Consider the following 717-nt stretch of genomic DNA (forward strand, 5'->3'; position numbering starts at 1 on the left):
GACGCCCATTGTTCAAATGGGGTGGAATATGAAGATGAAAGAAAATCCTGATTTATGGGCTGATCTGTTAAATGGCCTAAAAAACTCATGGCCACAGATATCCGGCTCTGCTTTAGCTATCGTAATTTGTTACGGACGCCTGATTTACGACGGCGTGGAACGGAAGAACCGCTGGGTAGAGGCGCTGCTCTGTGGTGCTTTGTCATGGAGCGTATCCAGTGGGCTAGAGATGTTTGGCATTCCTATCAGTTTTGCACCCGCTATCGGTGGCGCTGTTGGATTTATTGGCGTTGAGAAAATACGCGAGTTTGCTATTCGTGCCATCAATAAACGGCTGGGGGGTAAACAGTGAGCAGAGGCATTCGCAATAACAACCCGGGCAATATTGACCACAATCCCGCTAATAAGTGGCAGGGTCAAATTGGAATCGAAACAGGGGTAAAAAATCCTCGGTTCTGTCTGTTTGAATCACCGGAATATGGTATCCGGGCACTCATGAAGTTGCTGACCAATTACCACAAGAACGGTTATCAGAGTGTGGCCAAGATGATTAATCGCTATGCACCAAATAACGAGAATAACACCTCAGCCTATATCAAGGGTGTTGCTAAGGCACTGAATGTAGACCCAAATCAGGTTTTGGACATCAATAAACCCACATTGATTGCGCTGGCTAAGTCCATCATCCGGCACGAGAACGGCAAGCAACCTTATTCC

The 717-nt window shown here is 46.9% G+C and carries 2 protein-coding genes; both read left to right on the plus strand.

Going from position 1 to position 717, the window contains the following annotated elements:
- Nucleotides 1-28: 28 nt before the first annotated feature.
- The gene (locus AAY47_RS18780) at nucleotides 29-352 is read left to right on the plus strand and encodes a phage holin, lambda family (protein ID WP_235443842.1); all 324 of its coding nucleotides are present in this window, start codon (nucleotides 29-31) and stop codon (nucleotides 350-352) included.
- On the plus strand, nucleotides 349-717 hold a 369-nt coding region (locus AAY47_RS18785; protein WP_047771832.1), incomplete at its 3' end, for a structural protein. The genes AAY47_RS18780 and AAY47_RS18785, both read left to right, overlap by 4 nt.

Source organism: Xenorhabdus griffiniae (genome assembly GCF_001028135.1).
GTDB classification, from domain to species: domain Bacteria; phylum Pseudomonadota; class Gammaproteobacteria; order Enterobacterales; family Enterobacteriaceae; genus Xenorhabdus; species Xenorhabdus bakwenae.